This is a genomic window from Parabacteroides leei (assembly GCF_023369805.1).
In the GTDB taxonomy this organism is placed as follows: Bacteria; Bacteroidota; Bacteroidia; order Bacteroidales; family Tannerellaceae; genus Parabacteroides; species Parabacteroides leei.
Map to the genome: position 1 here is coordinate 123,432 of NZ_JAMBQG010000012.1, position 20,444 is coordinate 143,875.

At 42.2% G+C, this 20,444-nt stretch carries 17 protein-coding genes and 5 tRNA genes; 3 read left to right on the plus strand and 19 right to left on the minus strand.

Annotated elements, in window-relative coordinates; translation table 11 throughout:
- Nucleotides 1-187 precede the first annotated feature (187 nt).
- The gene (locus M1P97_RS17095) at nt 188-1,189 is read left to right on the plus strand and encodes an alpha/beta hydrolase (RefSeq protein WP_195374058.1); all 1,002 of its coding nucleotides are present in this window, start codon (nt 188-190) and stop codon (nt 1,187-1,189) included.
- Between the two features lie 6 nt (nt 1,190-1,195).
- Here the strand turns inward: M1P97_RS17095 and M1P97_RS17100 are convergent, their stop codons facing one another.
- The gene (locus M1P97_RS17100) at nt 1,196-2,581 is read right to left on the minus strand and encodes a protein kinase domain-containing protein (RefSeq protein WP_195374059.1); all 1,386 of its coding nucleotides are present in this window, start codon (nt 2,579-2,581) and stop codon (nt 1,196-1,198) included.
- Nucleotides 2,582-2,721: 140 nt separating this feature from the next.
- Here M1P97_RS17100 and M1P97_RS17105 point away from each other — a divergent pair, with 140 nt between their 5' ends.
- Complete coding sequence (locus M1P97_RS17105; RefSeq protein WP_195374060.1) at nt 2,722-4,209, plus strand: capsule assembly Wzi family protein; 1,488 nt, start codon at nt 2,722-2,724, stop codon at nt 4,207-4,209.
- A 3-nt stretch (nt 4,210-4,212) separates the two neighbouring features.
- Here M1P97_RS17105 and M1P97_RS17110 read toward each other — a convergent pair whose 3' ends face one another.
- On the minus strand, nt 4,213-4,950 hold the full coding sequence (locus tag M1P97_RS17110) for a lysophospholipid acyltransferase family protein (RefSeq protein ID WP_195374061.1): 738 nt from the start codon (nt 4,948-4,950) through the stop codon (nt 4,213-4,215).
- Nucleotides 4,951-5,089: 139 nt separating this feature from the next.
- On the opposite strand from M1P97_RS17110, the gene M1P97_RS17115 reads away from it, so the two are divergent.
- Nucleotides 5,090-5,260: a hypothetical protein gene (locus M1P97_RS17115; RefSeq protein WP_195374062.1), complete on the plus strand. Its 171-nt coding sequence runs from the start codon at nt 5,090-5,092 to the stop codon at nt 5,258-5,260.
- Nucleotides 5,261-5,346: 86 nt separating this feature from the next.
- Here the strand turns inward: M1P97_RS17115 and M1P97_RS17120 are convergent, their stop codons facing one another.
- From M1P97_RS17120 to hpf, 17 genes are all read right to left on the minus strand, one after another.
- Complete coding sequence (locus M1P97_RS17120; RefSeq protein WP_195374063.1) at nt 5,347-5,664, minus strand: DUF3467 domain-containing protein; 318 nt, start codon at nt 5,662-5,664, stop codon at nt 5,347-5,349.
- A 388-nt stretch (nt 5,665-6,052) separates the two neighbouring features.
- Nucleotides 6,053-6,916: an endonuclease/exonuclease/phosphatase family protein gene (locus tag M1P97_RS17125; protein ID WP_249389700.1), complete on the minus strand. Its 864-nt coding sequence runs from the start codon at nt 6,914-6,916 to the stop codon at nt 6,053-6,055.
- A gap of 131 nt (nt 6,917-7,047) precedes the next feature.
- The gene (gene rpoC, locus M1P97_RS17130) at nt 7,048-11,340 is read right to left on the minus strand and encodes a DNA-directed RNA polymerase subunit beta' (RefSeq protein WP_195374065.1); all 4,293 of its coding nucleotides are present in this window, start codon (nt 11,338-11,340) and stop codon (nt 7,048-7,050) included.
- 74 nt (nt 11,341-11,414) lie between these two features.
- Nucleotides 11,415-15,227 carry a DNA-directed RNA polymerase subunit beta gene (gene rpoB, locus M1P97_RS17135; protein ID WP_195374066.1) on the minus strand — a complete coding sequence of 1,271 codons (3,813 nt, stop codon included), beginning with the start codon at nt 15,225-15,227 and terminating at the stop codon, nt 11,415-11,417.
- Between the two features lie 107 nt (nt 15,228-15,334).
- Nucleotides 15,335-15,712, minus strand: coding sequence for a 50S ribosomal protein L7/L12 (gene rplL, locus M1P97_RS17140; protein ID WP_075558754.1), 378 nt, complete (start codon nt 15,710-15,712; stop codon nt 15,335-15,337).
- 44 nt (nt 15,713-15,756) lie between these two features.
- Nucleotides 15,757-16,287, minus strand: a complete 531-nt coding sequence (gene rplJ, locus M1P97_RS17145; RefSeq protein WP_195374067.1) for a 50S ribosomal protein L10 — start codon at nt 16,285-16,287, stop codon at nt 15,757-15,759.
- Nucleotides 16,288-16,304: 17 nt separating this feature from the next.
- Nucleotides 16,305-17,003 carry a 50S ribosomal protein L1 gene (gene rplA, locus M1P97_RS17150; RefSeq protein WP_195374068.1) on the minus strand — a complete coding sequence of 233 codons (699 nt, stop codon included), beginning with the start codon at nt 17,001-17,003 and terminating at the stop codon, nt 16,305-16,307.
- A 15-nt stretch (nt 17,004-17,018) separates the two neighbouring features.
- Entirely contained in the window at nt 17,019-17,462 is a 444-nt protein-coding gene (gene rplK, locus M1P97_RS17155) for a 50S ribosomal protein L11 (protein WP_028726928.1), read from the minus strand.
- A 63-nt stretch (nt 17,463-17,525) separates the two neighbouring features.
- Complete coding sequence (gene nusG / locus M1P97_RS17160) at nt 17,526-18,068, minus strand: transcription termination/antitermination protein NusG (protein ID WP_075558757.1); 543 nt, start codon at nt 18,066-18,068, stop codon at nt 17,526-17,528.
- Nucleotides 18,069-18,080: 12 nt separating this feature from the next.
- Complete coding sequence (gene secE, locus M1P97_RS17165; protein WP_007654183.1) at nt 18,081-18,275, minus strand: preprotein translocase subunit SecE; 195 nt, start codon at nt 18,273-18,275, stop codon at nt 18,081-18,083.
- A gap of 19 nt (nt 18,276-18,294) precedes the next feature.
- Nucleotides 18,295-18,367: transfer RNA gene (locus M1P97_RS17170), tRNA-Trp, on the minus strand.
- A gap of 49 nt (nt 18,368-18,416) precedes the next feature.
- Nucleotides 18,417-19,604 carry an elongation factor Tu gene (gene tuf / locus M1P97_RS17175; RefSeq protein ID WP_195374069.1) on the minus strand — a complete coding sequence of 396 codons (1,188 nt, stop codon included), beginning with the start codon at nt 19,602-19,604 and terminating at the stop codon, nt 18,417-18,419.
- A 53-nt stretch (nt 19,605-19,657) separates the two neighbouring features.
- A tRNA-Thr gene (locus M1P97_RS17180) sits at nt 19,658-19,729 on the minus strand.
- 11 nt (nt 19,730-19,740) lie between these two features.
- Nucleotides 19,741-19,813, minus strand: a tRNA-Gly gene (locus tag M1P97_RS17185).
- Nucleotides 19,814-19,864: 51 nt separating this feature from the next.
- Nucleotides 19,865-19,947: transfer RNA gene (locus tag M1P97_RS17190), tRNA-Tyr, on the minus strand.
- A gap of 25 nt (nt 19,948-19,972) precedes the next feature.
- Nucleotides 19,973-20,046 (minus strand) — tRNA-Thr (locus M1P97_RS17195).
- Nucleotides 20,047-20,144: 98 nt separating this feature from the next.
- Nucleotides 20,145-20,444, minus strand: a complete 300-nt coding sequence (hpf, locus tag M1P97_RS17200; RefSeq protein ID WP_129732179.1) for a ribosome hibernation-promoting factor, HPF/YfiA family — start codon at nt 20,442-20,444, stop codon at nt 20,145-20,147.

A 20,444-nucleotide genomic window follows, 5' to 3' on the forward strand; every position in this document is an offset into this window, starting at 1 on the left:
ATAAATTTAATTTCGAGCATGCTAAAAATTAAATTTAAGCATGCTCAAACAAATAAAAATACGGGAGGACAGAACTACTTAGTCGTATCGAAAAGATTAAAATATCAGCATCTCCGTTCTAATTGTTTGCCTACCTTTGTGTCCGGAACAATGACATAACGATCACGGTTATAAAAGTAAAACGATTATGAGACGCAAACTGTTTTTTACGACCTTACTTATTTCATTGGCTATCAGCATTTATGCACAATACGTACCCGATGTGCTGGGAGACGAATACCTGCGGCGTACGTTTCAGATGCCCGACGATTATGAAGGGAAAGTGGTCTGCACATTGGTCAAAAAGCCCCGGCTGACGGATGTGAAACAGGCGGTATTATATATCCACGGTTATAACGACTATTTCTTCCAAAAGCAGTTGGGAGACAGCGTGAATGCGCATGGTTACAACTTTTACGCGATGGATCTGAGGAAATACGGGCGCTCGATCCTACCCAACCAGAACCCATTTTTCTGCAAAAGCCTTACGGAATATTTCGCCGATATCGATACGGCACTGGCAACCATACGGTCGGAAGGGAACGACAAGATACTGCTGATGGCGCATTCAACGGGTGGATTGATCACGCCGCTCTATCTGGATAGTAAAAAAGGGGACCTCCCGGTAGACGGACTGATACTGAACAGTCCTTTCCTTGACTGGAACTTCGGTTGGTTTATGGAGAAGGTGGCTATTCCGGCCGTCGCATTTATCGGGCGGTTCTTTCCCAATCTAACCGTACAGGGTGAAGGCGACGCATCGTACGCACATAGTCTCCTGAAACAATTCAAAGGGGAATGGGAATATGATACAAATTGGAAAATGATCAATGGACACCCCAAAAAAGCCGGTTGGATCAAGGCAATCCAGGAGGGACAAAAGAAGGTCAGAAAAGGATTGCAACTGGATTGCCCGGTACTGGTTATGTCGTCCGACAAATCGTTTCCGGAGACGAAAGAATGGCATAAAGAATATCTGTCATCCGATATTGTACTCAATGTGCACGACATCCAAAAGTATGCTCCCAAACTAGGTGATTATGTGACCCGAGACACGATACCGAACGGCATGCACGACTTGATCCTCTCCGAAAAACCATCGCGTGATTACACCTACCTGATGGTTTTCGACTGGATGGAAAAGAAGTAAGTTCGTTTACTTTCTGCGGGGAGACGTCACATGCTGTTTCGTCAGATTATTCATATCTTCAAGAATATACCGGTTGACATAGCTAAAGCTAAACCGGAAAAAGTAGTCCCGTAACGTTCCGATATTGGCCGGATTGATCAGGCTATGCAGGTGGTTCAATGTAATGAAAAAGTAACCTTCGCGGGGCAACCGGTTATAAAACTCGATCTTTGTATGGTCGAGGGCAATTATATCGCCATCGCTCTCGGCAAATCCGTTCATTGCCTCTTCCCAGGTTATCAGTGTGCGATCCTCGTAGACAGCCCAACGATAGACATCTTTGCCGTTAACCTTTTCAGGGGATGTATTGGAATGATGCACAAGGATATAGTCATTACGCATATCGGTATCGCTATGTATCCAGATATCGAGGATACGGAGTTGGGCCGAATTGTCGAACTTGATATAACCGTTCTTGCATAGCTGTGGAGAAAATATATTCCGCTCGACATCTGTAAAATAGACAAGGTTACTTCCAAAGAATTCCTTTCTTTCGACGAATTCGGAAAACAGTTTGTTTATCTTCTTCTGGTCCGAGCAGTGTACAAACTCGGGCAGTTCTTTCGGAAAGTTCTTACGACATATCAGACTGAACTCTTTCAACAGATCGTTCGGATCGCGTTCCTTCTGGATCTCGACGAATGCCAGCATCTCGTCCACCGTATGAAAACGCAGACCGGAGTCTCGTGTCAGACAACGTTCTACTATACGATCATAGAATTTCAAAGCAGGAAAAACCTTACTGATAGTTACATCGCTATTCGTATTACCAAAAGCATACCATCGCAGGATTTCTCCTATGGCGGTTATATCTGAATAGTCCGGATCTGTATTCTCTGCCATCGCAATATCTGTCAGCACAAAATCATTATGATCGTCAACCAGTATATTACGCGGGGTGATGGCACCGTGTATAATCCCCATACTATGCAGGAACTGAACGGTATTAGTAAGGAAATGGAATAACTTAAGAAAAGAATCCACAGAAAGGATGCTCCTGTATTCTTCCAGTGAACATCTGTACAGTTTCATTATCAACACAGGGATTTCCTGTCCCTGCACGGTTATCATATCAAAGTCTGCATATTGAACAATATTATTCCTCGTTTCAAGCAACGATATTACCAGGTATTTAGCTTTAAGTTTACTTAACCATTTTTCTTTTCCTGCATCGTCCCCATTATATAGAAAAAACTTCAGGGCAACATCGTTCCCATTCATTCGGCCCTTGAAGACTATGCCAGCTTCATTTCTGCCCAAAGGCTTGGAGTCAAGCTGACACTCCCCCAAAGATAATGAAATTCTATGCTTTTCGCTTTCTAGAAATTCCAAAAATAACTGTTTACCATTCATATTAAACGTTGTAAATCAAGGAACGGAAGCAAAGATACAATTATATTTGTATTTTTATAATGCTTAAGCTTCTTTTTTAAATCTCCCGACTGATAGATTATTTTAATCATTACCTTTGTTGCAGACAAAAAGTATATTGAATGAAAGCCTTACATATTATAATAGCAGGAACTATTTTACTCGGTATATCCAATTATAGTTATTCCCAGACAACCGACATTCCAGAAGCGACAATTTACAAAACAGAATTGTTCGGTTCGGCTGCAACTGGCTCCAACACACCATTCTGGATGGTAAGCAACCGTTATGGGATCGTTCCCCTGGATGCAGGTAACGGTTTATTGAATGCGGGAGTATTCCACAACCAACATTTCGGCAAAGGCTTTCGCTGGGGAGCCGGACTCGATATTGTTGCTGCCGTACCCCGCCATCGTAATGTATTCATCCAGCAGGCTTATGCGGAAATAGGATACAAAAGTCTATTGCTTAGCTTTGGTAGTAAAGAAAGATATAACTCCCTATGGGACCGGAATCTGAGTTCCGGTGATATGGTCCATTCTACAAATGCACGGCCTATCCCGGAAGTTAATTTAAGCATGCCGGAATTTACATTAGTGCCTTTAACTAAAGGTTGGTTGCAGATAAAAGGAGATTTTGCGGTTGGTAGATCATTCGATACCGATTACCTGGAAGATTTCGTTAACACCAAACAAGTCTATATAAAGAATGTCTTATGGCATCATAAATCGTTATTCCTCCGTATCAAGGATACAGAAAATGATTTTCCTTTATCCTTAACTCTCGGTGCCCAGCATTTTGCCCAATGGGGAGGGACTTCCACTAATCCGAAGATCGGAAAACAGCCTCAATCATTCAAAGACATGATTCGGGTAATCTGTGGACAAAAAGGAGGTAGCGATGCTACGGAATCCGACCAGATCAATGTATTAGGAAGTCATTACGGTTCTTACGATTTCAAATTAAGTTATACAGAGAAAGACTGGGCGGCTCACGTCTATTATCAACATTATTTTAATGATAAGTCCGGCATGGAGTTTGCCAATAAAACAGACGGTCTGTGGGGAGTGCAATTTGATTTGCCTTTCCTTCCCTGGCTAAACAAAGTGGTTGCCGAATATCTCGTAACAATGAACCAAAGCGGTCCCATACACTTTATCATATTCGACCGGGACAAATGGCAAGGCGGACGTGGAGGAGGAAACGACGATTATTACAACAACGGGGAATATACAACCGGATTCTCTTACTTCAACCGGGGAATAGGTTCTCCGCTAATTCCTGCTCCCGAATATAATTCAAACGGTTCCCTAGGTTTCAAAAACAACCGTGTTAAAAGCTGGCATTTCGCTGCGGAAGGGGATATTAATACACAACTCTCCTACCGTATCCTGTTCACAACGATGAATGGTTGGGGAACTTCATATTTCCCGTTCCTGAATAAAAAATTCGGAACATCCAGCCTGGTCGATATCAATTATACCCATCCTAAACTGCAAGGATGGAAGTTTTCCGGATCAGTAGCAGCAGACACGGGAACCATGTTAGGGAAAAGTGTAGGCTTTAGCTTAGGCGTAACAAAAACGGGTATTCTGAAAGCCTGGAAATAAACGCTATTTATATTTATCCCATAAAGCAGAAGCGATTATCTCTTGTGTATGATCGGCAAATTGTTGCATTCCTTTATGAGATGTATCCATGTCACTCGTCGATATAGCGGGGTGAATGATCATTTCCATCTTATGCCTGTGCACATTCAATGACCCGATAGGCAACACATCAAAAGGTCCGTTCAACGTAATTGGAATAACCGACAAATGCTGGTCGAGAGCCATTTGGTAAGCTCCCTTTTTGAAACGGATCATCTTTCCGGTATATGTACGAGAACCTTCGGGAAAGACAACCACAGAAGCACCGTTCCTGAGACAACGTTCAGCTTCCCTCACACTACGGGCCGCAGCCTTGGAAGTCGAATTATCTACAAAGATAAAACCGGCAGCCCGACAGGCAGCTCCTACAAAAGGAATCTTTCCTATACCTGCCTTCATAACCCACTTGATAGGGACACCGAGGAAACCATATATCAAAAAGATATCGAACGCACCCTGATGATTTGAAACGAATACATAAGATTGCTTACGGTCAATATTCTCCCGCCCTTTTACTTTTACCGGACAAAGGGCCAGGTAACAGGTTAGTCTCGACCAAATCATACCCGGATAGTAGGCAAATATCTTCTCACCCCCCAAAAGGCAACCTATAATAACAGTCAAGGCCGTAAGTATAGTCAGCACCACAAATACAGGTACAAAAATCAGCCATAAATAAACCAAGTAAAGTATTCGTATCATATATAACTGTGTTGATACTACAAATATAGAAGCTAAATTTGTAGGATTCATTATTTTTATTCTAAAATATTTTTGCAATCGGGTTATTATTACTTTATTTGCGGTAGAAAAGAAAATAATTATAAAAACATCTATAACCATGAACGAATTAGTCAAATATCTTGGGGTAATCGTACTCCTGATCGGTGTAATCATTCTTGCAGTACCGGCTATTAGCGGAGGTATAACAAATACTATCCTTCTGACAGGTCTAGGAGTTATTATTTTAGGTTACATCGGCCATATTGTTATCAACAAGAAGATGGAGTAAGACAACGCAAGTTTAAAAAATTAAAAAAGGATTGTTCCCTGATTGGAAACAATCCTTTTTTGTTATCGGTAAAAGGTTGAAATATCTTATGCTTCTCCCTGAACCCCACCCATAGGAGGAATAAAGTCTTCAAAATTAGCAGTCTTGTTTCCCCCCTTCAACTGTTCTTCATATTTTGCCAGATTATCCTGCAAAGCAAAAAATAAACGTTTTGCATTATCCGGTGTCAGGATCACGCGGCTCTTCACCTGTGCCTTAGGTACACCGGGAACAACACGGATAAAGTCCAGTATAAACTCGGATGTTGAATGTGAAATAATAGCCAGATTAGCATAAGTACCTTGTGCCATTTCTTCAGACAGCTCTACCTGTATCTCATTAGATTGCTTGTTATCGTTTTCCATTTCTTTTATGTTTTATGTTTAACAAATCGGGCACAAATATACAGATATAAGAGGGTTTCATGAAATATATTGCAAATAAAAAGAGCCACCTTCACAGGCGGCTCTTTTCCAGTTGTGTTTTTAATTCTCAATTCTTTAGACCAATGTAAAAAAAAAATACCTTATTGTGTTTAATATTTATTATCCTGACTTTTAGGCTAAGGTTTTCTGTTCAGATGCATATTAATACATTTTGAACAATGCAAAGATACAAACTGTACAAAAAAACTCCAAGCACAAAGAACTCATTAACTAATATTACTTCAATAATTAACAAAATAAAACACATATAAAAACTGTTGTAAATGTGATTATTATAAAGACATGCATTTACAACAGTTCATCTTTTCTATTGAATGATCAAAGTAGCCATAACCGGACAGTGATCCGAAGGATAAAGATTATTTAATGTATCGGTAAGAACACCGTTACGCAATACCTTAATGTCTCCTTTTACAAAAATATAATCGATCCATTCTCTTTTTTCATTCGGTATACGCCCATAATCATGGAATGTCCACTCCGGACCATATTTCAAAGAAGCGATTTCACGTGAATGTGTGATATGACGAGGATCATTTTTATCTGTCAACACCTTAATCGGATCATCGTCCGGTGTTGCATTGAAATCACCTGTAACGATTACCGGAAGTCCTTTAGCCAATTTATGGGCTTCATCTAAAACTAAGGAAGCTCCCTCATGACGTGCAACCTTCCCCATATGATCCAAATGGGTATTCAAGAAGAAAAATTTCTTTCCGGATTCCTTATCCTTGAAGATTCCCCAAGTAGCAACACGCTCACAGGCTGCATCCCAGCCTTTCTTGCCCACAGCATTGATATCTTCCGCCAACCAGAAATTACCACTATCTTCCAGAACAAAACGATCCTTTTTGTAAAATATCGCAGCATATTCTCCTTTAGTCTTACCGTCTTCACGGCCAACACCAATATAAGCATATTCCGGCAAACGCGTCAGAAGGTCATTCAACTGATGATTCAGCACCTCCTGGGCACCAAAAAGATCAACACTATGGAATTTAACCAGATCGGCAGCCAGATCTTTACGATTACTCCATTGGTTAGCCCCGTCTTCTTTTGTATCCATACGTATATTAAAAGTCATTACATTTAAAGGGGCATCCGGTTGTTTGGCGGATAAAAAACTCACCGATAATAAAAGTGACAAAAAGCTTAACAGAATCTTTTTCATGATACTTGGTATATTTAATTATAAAGTCTATCTACAAAAGTAAAGGTTATGCCTTGATTAACCAAATTAGCTAAAACAAAAAGGCTTCCGAATTGATTTTCGGAAGCCCTTTTTATTGTGTGAGAAGTATATTACTCGTCGTCTTTATCCATAGCGTTAAAATCGACTACGTTCTTACGATTTGCAAAAATACGCTCGAATTCATCTTTAGCACCAACAACCAGTTTGTCGAAGTCTCTCTGACCTGTACCTGCCGGGATCAAGTGACCGCAGATAACATTTTCTTTTAAGCCTTCCAGACGGTCTACCTTTCCATTGATAGCAGCTTCGTTCAACACTTTCGTTGTTTCCTGGAAAGAAGCCGCTGACATAAAGCTGTTTGTCTGCAATGCAGCACGTGTAATACCCTGAAGGATCTGGTTTGCAGTAGCAGGAACTGCGTCACGAACTTCTACAAGCTTCATGTCACGACGTTTCAACATACTGTTTTCATCTCTCAACTTACGGGCTGTTACGATCTGACCTGCCTGGAGTGTCTGAGAATCTCCCGGATCCATGACAACTTTCTTGCCCCAGATACGATCATTTTCATCCATAACTTCCAGCTTATCAACGATCTGCTGCTCCAAGAAGCGAGTATCTCCCGGATCAACCACTTCTACCTTACGCATCATCTGACGAACGATAACTTCGAAGTGTTTGTCATTGATCTTCACACCCTGCAGACGGTAAACGTCCTGCACTTCATTCACGATATATTCCTGAACGGCTGTCGGACCTTTGATAGCAAGGATATCAGAAGGAGTAGTTGCTCCATCAGACAACGGCATACCTGCACGGATATAGTCGTTTTCCTGAACCAAAAGCTGTTTTGACAGAGGCACCATGTACTTCTTCACTTCACCCAGTTTAGAAGTTACAGTGATCTCCCGGTTACCACGTTTGATCTTACCGAAGCCAACCTCACCGTCGATTTCAGAAACGACAGCCGGGTTAGACGGGTTACGAGCTTCAAACAGCTCAGTAACACGGGGAAGACCTCCAGTGATATCACCAGCCTTACCAACTGCACGCGGAATCTTAACCAGAACCTCACCAGCCTTAACCGGATCGCCATTCTCTTTGACAACGTGAGCACCCAAAGGCAATGAATAGTTCTTTAGGTAATTTCCGTTTTCATCTACGATATGAGCAGCCGGAGCTTTTGTTTTATCTTTAGATTCGATAATGATCTTTTCTTTCAAACCTGTAGTTTCGTCACTTTCCACTTTGTAAGTAACACCTTCTACTACGCTTTCAAATTCGATCTTACCGGAAACTTCCGATACGATAACCGCATTGAACGGGTCCCATTCGATGATTACGTCACCCTTAGTGATCTTATCTCCGTTATTGAAGAACAACTTAGAACCGTAAGGGATATTATGAGTCAGTAATACAATCTTTGTATTCGGATCAACGATACGCATTTCAGCCAGACGGCTTACAACAACCTGATATTTCTTTCCGGCAGTTGTATCGTCAGCTTCTACTGCACGCAGTTCGTCAATTTCCAGGATACCATCGTATTTAGATGTAATACTGTTTTCTGTTGCGATGTTAGAAGCGATACCACCGACGTGGAATGTACGCAGTGTCAACTGTGTACCCGGCTCACCGATAGACTGGGCAGCGATAACACCTACCACCTCACCTCTCTGAACCATACGTCCGGTTGCCAGGTTACGTCCGTAACACTTAGCACAAACACCTTTCTTCGATTCACAGGTAAGTACCGAACGAATCTCCACACTTTCGATCGGAGAATCCTGAATCATCTTAGCTGCATCTTCACGGATCTCTTCACCGGCAGAAACAATCAGTTCACCGGTAAGCGGATGCTGGATATCATGTACTGAAACACGGCCAAGTATACGTTCGTACAGAGAAGCAATCACTTCTTCGTTATTCTTCAGTTCTGTACAAATCAGACCACGCAATGTACCACAGTCTTCTTCATTAATAATCACATCATGCGATACGTCTACCAGACGACGAGTCAGGTAACCAGCATCGGCAGTTTTCAAAGCGGTATCGGCCAAACCTTTACGAGCACCGTGAGTAGAGATAAAGTACTCCAACACAGACAAACCTTCTTTAAAGTTTGAAAGGATCGGGTTTTCAATGATCTGTCCACCTTCAGCACCACTCTTCTGCGGTTTTGCCATCAAACCACGCATACCAGACAACTGACGGATCTGTTCCTTAGAACCACGGGCTCCGGAGTCCATCATCATGTATACAGAGTTGAATCCATCGTTATCAGCAGTTAACTGCTTCATCAGGATATTAGACAACTTACTGTTGACATGTGTCCAGGTATCGATAATCTGGTTGTAACGTTCGTTGAAGGTAATGAAACCCATGCTATAGTTAGCCAGGATCTGTTCCACTTCATCATAACCTTCTTTAACCAGTTCGTCTTTTTCAGGCGGGATAAGTACGTCGGCCAAGTTGAACGACAGACCTCCCTTAAATGCCATGTAATATCCTAAGTTCTTGATATCATCCAGGAACTGAGCCGTACGGGCAACACCGCAAGTCTTAATTACTTTACCAATGATATCACGAAGAGATTTCTTACCAAGCACTTCATTGATATAACCAACTTCAGCAGGAACGAATTCGTTAACCATCAAACGACCTACCGATGTTTCAGTCAATACCTTAACGATCTCACCATTTTCATTCACATCCTCTACATACACTTTGATCGGAGCATGGATATCCACTTTCTTTTCATTGTATGCAATAGTTGCTTCTTCCGGTCCGTAGAATACTAAACCTTCTCCCAATGTGCCTGGGCGCATTTTGGTAATATAGTACAAACCAAGTACCATGTCCTGAGAAGGAACGGTAATAGGCGCACCGTTAGCCGGATTCAAAATGTTGTGGGAAGCAAGCATCAACATCTGTGCTTCCAATACAGCCTCATTTCCTAAAGGCAAGTGAACAGCCATCTGGTCACCGTCGAAGTCGGCGTTGAATGCCGTACAAGCCAACGGGTGCAACTGGATAGCCTTACCTTCGATCAGTTTCGGCTGGAACGCCTGGATACCCAAACGGTGCAGTGTCGGTGCACGGTTCAGCAACACAGGGTGACCTTTCATTACATATTCCAGGATATCCCAAACAACCGGTTCTTTACGGTCAACAATCTTCTTAGCAGACTTAACCGTTTTAACGATACCACGTTCGATCAATTTACGGATAACGAAAGGTTTATAAAGTTCGGCAGCCATATTCTTCGGCAGACCGCACTCGTGCATCTTTAATTCCGGACCTACAACGATAACCGAACGGGCAGAGTAGTCAACACGTTTACCCAACAAGTTCTGACGGAAACGACCTTGTTTACCTTTCAAACTGTCGGACAGTGACTTCAACGGACGGTTAGCGTCTGTCTTAACAGCACTCGATTTACGAGAGTTGTCGAACAGAGAGTCCACAGCTTCCTGAAGCATACGTTTTTCATTACGTAAGATCACTTCCGGAGCCTTAATATCGATTAATCGTTTCAGACGGTTATTACGGATAATAACACGACGATACAAATCATTCAAGTCAGAGGTTGCGAAACGTCCACCATCCAGCGGAACCAACGGACGCAGTTCAGGAGGAATAACGGGAACAACCTTCACGATCATCCATTCCGGTTTGTTACGACCTCTGGATGCACGGAAAGATTCAACCACCTGCAAACGTTTCAAAGCTTCGTTCTTACGTTGCTGTGAACCGTCCGTACTTGCACGGTGACGCAGTTCGTAAGACAAAGAATCCAGGTCCAGACGAGCCAGCAAATCATAAACGGCTTCAGCACCGATCTTTGCGATGAACTTGTTAGGATCCGTATCTTCCAGCATCTGGTTTTCCTTTGGCAGGTTATCCAGGATCTGCAGGTATTCTTCTTCTGAAAGCAAGTCTAATTCAGCAACAGTGTCTACACAACCCGGCTGAATAACCACATAACGTTCATAGTAAATGATAGAATCCAGTTTCTTGGTAGGCAAGCCTAACAGATACCCGATTTTGTTGGGTAGAGAACGGAAATACCAGATATGAGCGACAGGAACAACCAAATGGATATGTCCCATACGTTCGCGACGCACTTTCTTCTCTGTAACTTCTACCCCGCAACGATCGCAGACAATACCTTTATAACGGATACGTTTGTATTTTCCGCAATGGCACTCGTAATCCTTGATCGGACCGAAGATACGTTCGCAGAAAAGACCGTCACGTTCAGGTTTGTACGTACGATAGTTAATCGTTTCCGGTTTCAAAACTTCACCGCTAGAGTTTTCAAGAATCTCTTCAGGAGAAGCCAGACCGATGGTTATTTTTGAAAAGTTACTCTTTATCTTGTTTTCTTTTCTAAAAGCCATATTGTTTATTTATAAAGAGTTATCAATAGATAAAGTAGATGAGCCGAAACTCACCTACTTATATTGTTGTTGAATTAATCCAGAGTAAAGCTTAAACCTAAACCTCGCAGCTCGTGAAGCAATACATTCAGAGATTCCGGAATACCCGGTTGTGGCATCGGATCACCTTTTACAATAGCCTCGTAAGCTTTAGAACGTCCTACAACGTCGTCAGACTTAATAGTAAGGATTTCCTGAAGAACATGTGCGGCACCGAAAGCTTCCAGTGCCCAAACTTCCATCTCTCCGAAACGCTGACCACCAAACTGAGCTTTACCACCCAGAGGCTGCTGAGTAATCAGAGAGTACGGACCGATTGAACGGGCGTGCATCTTATCGTCAACCATGTGACCCAACTTCAGGAAGTAAGTAACACCTACTGTTGCCGGCTGGTCGAAACGCTCACCGGTTCCACCATCATACAGGTAAGACTTACCATACCGGGGAATACCGGCTTTGTCAGTCATTTCATTCAGGTCATCCAAAGATGCACCGTCGAAAATCGGAGTCGCAAACTTAACATCCATTGTTCTACCTGCCCAACCCAATACAGCTTCAAAGATCTGTCCCAGGTTCATACGGGAAGGCACACCCAGCGGGTTCAAACAGATATCAACCGGAGTTCCGTCTTCCAGGAACGGCATATCTTCCTGACGAACGATCTTGGAAACAATACCCTTGTTACCGTGACGACCGGCCATCTTATCACCCACCTGAATCTTACGTTTCTTAGCAATATAAACTTTTGCCATCTGAACAATACCCGTAGGCAGTTCATCCCCAATAGTAAGATCGAATTTCTTACGTCTCAGTTCAGCATCCAGTTCTTTATATTTCTTCAGATAGTTCAGGATAACCTGCTTGATAAGTTCGTTCTTATCAGCATCGGCAGTCCATTTACTTACCTGAACAGCATTATAATCCAGATCTTCCAGTGCTTTACGAGAGAACTTGGCTCCCTTCGCAATCACTTCTGTATTCATATAGTCTTTGACACCCTGAGAAACCTTACCGTTAGTAAGAGTTAATAATTTCTCTACCAACAGATTTTTCAGGTCGGCCATCTTCATTTCGTATTCTTCATCCAACTTCGGAAGAATAGCCTTGTCTGTCAATCTTGACTTACGTTTCTTAACAGCTTTAGAGAATAAAGCAGTATCGATAACAACACCACGAAGAGACGGAGTAGCTTTCAGTGAAGCATCCTTTACATCACCTGCCTTATCACCGAAGATTGCACGCAACAATTTTTCTTCAGGAGAAGGATCCGATTCACCCTTCGGAGTAATCTTACCGATCAGGATATCACCCGGTTCGATACGGGCACCCACACGAACGATACCTCTTTCATCCAAATCCTTGGTAGCTTCTTCGCTTACGTTAGGAATGTCAGATGTCAGCTCTTCCATACCACGCTTCGTTTCACGTACTTCAAGGATATACTCATCCACGTGAACAGAAGTAAAGAAGTCTTCACGAACCATACGTTCGTTCAGTACGATAGCATCCTCATAGTTGTAACCCTTCCAAGGCATGTAAGCCACTTTCACGTTACGTCCCAAAGCCAATTCACCCTTCTGGGTAGAATAACCTTCAGTCAGGATATCACCAGCCTTCACACGCTGTCCACGATGACAGATCGGACGAAGGTCGACGGTCGTACTCTGGTTCGTTTTACGCCATTTCGGAATAACATACGTCTTGATAGCATCTTCGAAGCTTACAAAGTCTTCGTCTTCGCTACGGTCGTATTTGATCTTGATACAAGTTGCATCGACAAAAACAATTTCACCGTCACGTTCAGCCATGATCTGGGTACGTGAATCGCGGGCAACCTGTGCCTCGATACCAGTACCGACGATCGGAGCATCCGTACGCAACAAAGGAACTGCCTGGCGCATCATGTTAGATCCCATCAACGCACGGTTAGCATCGTCATGTTCCAGAAACGGAATCAAAGATGCGGCAATTGAAGCAATCTGCTGCGGAGCCACGTCCATCAAGTCGATTTCAGAAGGCGGAACAACAGGGAAGTCTGCTTCGAAACGAGCTTTAACCCTGTCAAGAATAAATTTACCTTCATCGTCCAACGGAGCATTACCCTGTGCGATTGTCATTTCCTCTTCTTCCTCTGCCGTGTAATATTGCAGACTCTCTTCCGAAAAGTCCACTTTACCATCCACCACATTACGGTACGGAGTAGAAATGAATCCCAGGTCATTGATCTTTGCGTATACACACAGAGAAGAGATCAAACCGATGTTTGGTCCTTCAGGTGTTTCAATCGGACAAAGACGACCATAGTGAGTATAGTGAACGTCACGAACCTCGAATCCGGCACGTTCTCTTGACAAACCACCCGGTCCAAGGGCAGACAGACGACGTTTGTGAGTAATCTCAGCCAACGGGTTTGTCTGGTCCATAAACTGTGACAAAGCATTTGTACCGAAAAATGAATTAACCACAGAAGAGATAGTCTTCGCGTTAATCAAGTCGATCGGAGTAAACACTTCGTTGTCGCGAACGTTCATACGTTCACGAACGGTACGTGACATACGAGCCAGACCGATACCGAACTGGTTGTATAACTGTTCACCTACTGTACGTACACGACGGTTACTTAAGTGGTCGATATCATCGACGATCGCTTTCGAGTTGATCAACTCGATCAGATACTTGATGATCTCGATTATATCTTCTTTCGTTAAAACCTTTACATCATCACTGGTAGTAAGGTTCAACTTCTTATTAATTCTGTAACGGCCTACTTCACCTAAATCATAACGCTTTTCAGAGAAGAAAAGGTTCTGTATAACTTCACGGGCACTTGCTTCGTCTGCAGGTTCTGCGTTACGCAACTGACGGTAAATATACAAGACTGCCTCTTTTTCAGAGTTACTGGGGTCTTTCTGAAGCGTATTATAGATGATTGCATAATCTGAAAGGTTCTGGTCTTCACGATGTAATAATACATTCTGCGTTCCAGATTCCAGAATAGCTTCAATATTGTCGCTATCCAAAACCGATTCACGGTCGATGATAACGTCATTACGTTCAATAGAAACAACTTCGCCGGTATCTTCATCCACGAAATCTTCCACCCATGTTTTCAACACGCGGGCAGCCAGCTTACGACCGATCAGTTTCTTCAGGTTAGCCTTCGAAACTTTTACTTCTTCTGCCAGATTAAAGATTTCAAGAATGTCTCTATCGCCTTCAAAACCAATAGCTCTTAAAAGGGTGGTTACAGGTAATTTCTTTTTACGGTCGATATAAGCATACATCACGTTATTGATGTCTGTTGCAAATTCGATCCATGAGCCTTTAAACGGAATGATACGTGCTGAATACAATTTTGTTCCGTTGGCATGTGTACTCTGACCGAAGAACACACCCGGAGAACGGTGTAACTGTGAAACAACAACACGCTCAGCACCATTTATAACGAAAGTACCACGTTCCGTCATATAAGGGATCGGGCCTAAATATACGTCCTGGATTACAGTATCGAAATCTTCGTGATCCGGATCCGTACAATATAGTTTTAACTTTGCTTTTAAAGGCACACTATAGGTTAATCCGCGGGCAATACATTCGTCGATCGTATAGCGGGGCGGATCTATATAGTAATCTAAGAACTCCAACACAAAATTGTTTCTGGTATCTGCAATCGGAAAATTCTCTGCAAATACCTTGTACAATCCCTCCTTCTTTCTCTTTTCAGGAGGTGTGTCAAGTTGAAGAAAGTCTTGGAATGACTTCAATTGAACTTCGAGAAAGTCCGGATACGGAAACTGATTCTTAATCGAAGCAAAATTAACTCTTTGGTTTTCAGCTGTTGAAGACATCTAGTAAGGAATTTATTGAACTTATTGAAATTATAGACACAAAAAGGTTAAGAATCTCCTTTAAGGGAGACTCTTAACCAAATCACCTGGAAACCAGGTTATAAATACTATTTAAGCTCAACTTCAGCTCCAGCTTCTTCCAAGCTCTTCTTTAATCCTTCAGCATCAGCTTTAGCGATTCCTTCTTTGATTGCGCTAGGTGCACCGTCAACTAAATCTTTAGCTTCTTTCAAGCCAAGACCTGTCAATTCTTTTACTGCCTTAACAACAGCTAATTTATTAGCACCAGCTGCTTTCAAGATAACATCGAAAGAAGTCTTTTCTTCTTCTGCAGCAGCAGCGCCACCAGCAGCAGGACCAGCAACAGCAACAGCTGCAGCTGCAGGTTCGATACCATATTCTTCTTTAAGGATTGTAGCCAGTTCGCTAACTTCTTTTACGGTCAGGTTTACTAATTGTTCTGCAAAAGCTTTCAAATCTGCCATTTTTGTATGATTTAAATGATTGTTTACTGTATAAAATTAAAATATTATCTTTCTTCCAAAGTCTTCAACAGACCATGGATAGTTTGTCCTGATGACTGAAGAGCAGAGATAACGTTCTTCGCCGGAGATTGCAACAATGCAATAACGTCGCCGATAAGTTCGTTTTTGCTCTTGATATTTACAAGGGCTTCCAGGTTTTCAGCACCAATGTAGAAACTTTCCTGAACATAGGCAGCCTTCAACAAAGGTTTTGCAACCTCATCCTTTTTTGCACCTTTAGTAAATTCTTTGATCAGACGAGCAGGAGCATTAGCTGTATGTGAGAACATAACAGCTGTATTGCCCTTTAAAGCAACCTGTAACTGAGAGAAATCCCCCTCTACGTTTTCCAGTGCTTTTTTAAGCAAGTTGTTCTTAACAACAACCAACTTTACTTCCTGCTTGAAACATTCTCTTCTCAATTTGCTTGTTTTCTCAGCATTCAATGCTTCGATATCAGTCAAATAGAAATTAGGATATTCTTTTACAGTTTCTGTAAGCTGGCTTATTACTATGCCTTTATCTTCCTTTTTCATTGTGCAATAATTTTAAATTAGTTTTCTTCAACTGATTTCGGGTCAATTTTAATACCCGCGCTCATTGTACTAGAAAGATAAATGCTCTTTATATATGTACCTTTAGCTGCAGACGGTTTCAACTTCAAAAGAGTTGAAATAAATTCCTTAGCGTTATCACGAATCTGATCGGCATTGAAAGATACCTTTCCGATTGATGTATGAACGATACCGGTTTTGTCTACCTTAAAGTCGATCTTACCTTGCTTAACATCCTTCACTGCGTTGCCGATTTCATTGGTAACCGTACCGCTTTTAGGATTAGGCATCAAACCACGAGGGCCTAACACTCTACCCAGAGCACCGATTTTACCCATGATAGAAGGCATAGTGATGATTACGTCAATATCAGTCCAACCACCTTTAATTTTGTCAATATACTCATCCAAGCCAACATAGTCAGCTCCAGCAGCAGTTGCTTCAGCTTCCTTGTCTGGTGTACATAATGCGAGAACCCTAACTTGTTTACCAGTTCCGTGAGGCAGTGAAACCACGCCTCTAACCATTTGATTGGCCTTACGGGGGTCAACACCTAAACGGACATCCACATCTACAGATGCATCAAACTTTGAAGTAGTAATTTCCTTTACCAGTTCAGATGCTTCTTTTAATGTATATGCTTTCCCAGCTTCAATCTTGCCCAAAGCCAACTTTTGATTTTTTGTCAGTTTACTCATTTCAATTGAAGTTTATTAATTATTACCCGGGAATGTCCCTTTAACAGTGATACCCATACTTCTGGCTGTTCCGGCAACCATTCTCATGGCAGCTTCAACAGTAAAGCAGTTCAAGTCGACAATTTTGTCTTCTGCGATAGTCTTTACCTGATCCCAAGAGATTTCAGCAATCTTCTTACGATTCGGCTCTGCAGAACCACTCTTCTGTTTGGATGCTTCCAACAACTGGATAGCAACAGGAGGGGTTTTAACGACAAAGTCGAAAGACTTATCAGCATAGTAAGTAATTACCACAGGTAATATCTTACCAGCCTTGTCTTGGGTTCTGGCATTAAATTGCTTGCAAAACTCCATAATATTAATACCCTTAGAACCTAAGGCAGGTCCTACTGGGGGAGAAGGGTTTGCTGCTCCTCCTTTAATCTGCAATTTGATTTGTCCAGCAACTTCTTTAGCCATTTTTCTAAAATTTAGATATATAACATCAATAACAGAAAGAAAACACTTTTCGTAACAAAAGCGTTACTCCTTCTCAACTTGCATATAACCCAACTCAAGCGGTGTCTTACGTCCGAAGACTTTAACCATCACTTTAAGTTTCTTTTTCTCGGCGTTGACTTCTTCGATCACACCTGTAAAACCACTGAACGGTCCAAAGGTGATTTTCACACTCTCACCAACATAGAATTGGATATCCAGTTCTTCCTGTTGATCCTGCAGTTCATCAACCGTACCTAAAATACGACTCACTTCAGAAGGACGCAACGGGACCGGGTTATCAGACCCACCCAAAAATCCGATCACATTGGGAATGTTTCTTAATCGATGAGCAACTTCTCCAACCAATGCAGCTTCTACCAATACGTAACCCGGCAAATAAGCTCTTTCTTTCATCACCTTCTTACCATTACGCACCGTAAAAGTTTTCTCCGTAGGAATCAGAACCTGGTTGACATACTCACCCAAGTCTGTATTCTTCAATTCAGCCTCTAGATATTCTCTTACCTTATTCTCCTTACCACTAATGGCGCGCAGAACATAAAATTTTTTCTGGATATCAGACATATCTAAAACTGATTAAAAGATTTTCTCGTAGAAGAAACGCATTACGCTCTCAAAGCCTAAGTCAACAACAAAGATTACTGCCGCGATTATAAGGGAAGCAAACATAACAACCACAGCACTATTGGAAAGCTCTGTTCTAGTAGGCCAAGAAACTTTATAAACAAGTTCGTTATAAGATTCCTTAATATAAGTAATTATCTTTTTCATCGAATCTATAGATTTTTTGCACGGAAGGAGAGGCTCGAACTCCCGACACCTGGTTTTGGAGACCAGTGCTCTACCAACTGAGCTACTTCCGTAAAATAGCCAGTCTCTTATATAAGACTGGCTATAAGTATTGTCTTAATATTAGTCGATCAATTCTGTAATCTGACCAGCACCTACTGTACGTCCACCTTCGCGGATAGCGAAACGAAGACCTACGTTACAAGCTACCGGGTAGATCAGTTCAACGTCGATTGTTACGTTATCACCAGGCATAACCATTTCAGTTCCTTCCGGAAGAGTAATTTCACCTGTTACGTCCAATGTACGGATGTAGAACTGAGGACGGTATTTGTTGTGGAACGGAGTGTGACGACCACCTTCTTCTTTCTTAAGGATATAAACCTCAGCCTTGAAGTGAGAGTGTTCTTTAACCTGTCCCGGATGGCAAATAACCATACCACGTTTGATTTCGTTTTTGTCGATACCACGCAGCAACAGACCTACGTTGTCACCAGCTTCACCCTGATCCAACAGTTTGCGGAACATTTCCACACCTGTTACAACAGATTTCTTACCGTCAGCACCCAGACCGATGATCTGAACTTCTTCACCAACTTTTACGATACCTGTTTCGATACGACCGGTAGCAACAGTACCACGACCAGTAATAGAGAACACGTCTTCAACCGGCATCAAGAAAGGTTTGTCAACTTCACGCGGAGGCAGCGGAATCCAAGTATCGCAAGCTTCCATCAGTTCCATTACTTTTTCTTCCCATTTTTCATCACCGTTCAATGCTCCCAGAGCAGAACCGCGGATTACAGGAGTGTTGTCACCGTCGAACTGATAGAAAGAAAGAAGCTCTCTCATTTCCATTTCAACCAATTCCAACATTTCTTCGTCGTCAACCATGTCGCATTTGTTCATAAATACAACCAGTCTCGGTACGTTTACCTGACGAGCCAACAGGATGTGTTCGCGAGTCTGAGGCATAGGACCATCAGTTGCAGCAACTACGATGATAGCACCGTCCATCTGAGCAGCACCAGTTACCATGTTCTTTACGTAGTCGGCGTGACCCGGACAGTCTACGTGAGCATAGTGACGATTTGCAGTCTGATACTCTACGTGAGAAGTGTTAATAGTAATACCTCTTTCTTTTTCTTCAGGAGCGTTGTCGATAGAATCGAATGAACGCAGTTCTGAAAGACCTCTCTTTGCCAATACTGTTGTGATAGCAGCTGTCAAAGTTGTTTTACCGTGGTCAACGTGACCAATCGTACCAATGTTCACATGTGGTTTCGATCTGTCAAATTTCTCTTTTGCCATAACTTAATTGTTCTTTATTTGATTAATGATCATGTTCTAAAATTCATCTTATGAGCCGGTGCCGAGACTTGAACTCGGGACCTCTTCCTTACCAAGGAAGTGCTCTACCGCTGAGCTACACAGGCGAAATAAAAAGAGCGGAAGACGGGGCTCAAACCCGCGACCCTCAGCTTGGAAGGCTAATGCTCTATCAACTGAGCTACTTCCGCAATTTTAATTCTTTCACGAACCAATTCTCGCTTTGAATTGTTCTTTAGTAGTGGGCAGTGATGGATTCGAACCACCGAAGTCGAAAGACAGCTGAGTTACAGTCAGCCCCATTTGGCCACTCTGGTAACTGCCCAATATGTCAAAAACTTTTCTTTTTGAGCCTCTTGTCGGATTCGAACCAACGACCCCGAGATTACAAATCACGTGCTCTGGCCAACTGAGCTAAAGAGGCAAGCCTTCTTTTCTAAAAGAAGCCGTTTCGTCGAGTGGGCGAAACGGCTGCAAATTTAGATATTATTTCTTACATACCAAATTTATCTACCGTTTTTTTTATTTGGCTCTGATTTTTTCCTTGAATTTAACTAATTGTTTTTCCAATGCTTCGACGCATTCGTCAATAGACGCTTCAAAAGAATCGTTTATTTTCTCTGCAAAACAATCTCCATTCTTTATTATAAGACGCACAGCCGCTTCTTTATTCTTTGCTGATTCAGGCTTTACAACCTTTAATGTCACCTCTGCTAATATTATGCCGTCGAAGTATTGCTCCAACTTACTAACTTTCTTCTGAATAAACGCTTCTAACTGATCTGTTGCGTCAAAATGGATTGCTTGAATTCTAATGTCCAT